Raw genomic sequence first — 267 nt, forward strand, 5'->3', positions numbered from 1 at the left:
CAGGATCCAGGTTTCCGCCATGCCCTTGGCAATGAAGTAGTTCACGAAGAACACCACCATCTGGCCAAAGACCACGGATTGCTGGAACAGACTGACGGTGCGCCCACGCATATACCCGGGTGACATCTCTGAGATATACATCGGTGCCATGACACTGGCCATGCCGACGGCAATCCCGCCGAGAATGCGCCACCAGATGTAGGCATCAAAGGTGCTCGCCAGGCCGGATCCCAGTGCTGACGCCGTGAACATCAACGCTGACAGCAT

1 protein-coding gene is annotated in these 267 nt (G+C 57.3%); it reads right to left on the reverse strand.

What is annotated here, in order from left to right; genetic code table 11:
- Window positions 1-267 (reverse strand): MFS transporter (locus tag R0J88_RS20645; protein WP_410900974.1); only part of this gene is annotated, 267 nt, incomplete at both ends.

It is taken from the genome of Pseudoalteromonas sp. SIMBA_162 (genome assembly GCF_046535955.1).
Taxonomy (GTDB): Bacteria; Pseudomonadota; Gammaproteobacteria; order Enterobacterales; family Alteromonadaceae; genus Pseudoalteromonas; species Pseudoalteromonas marina.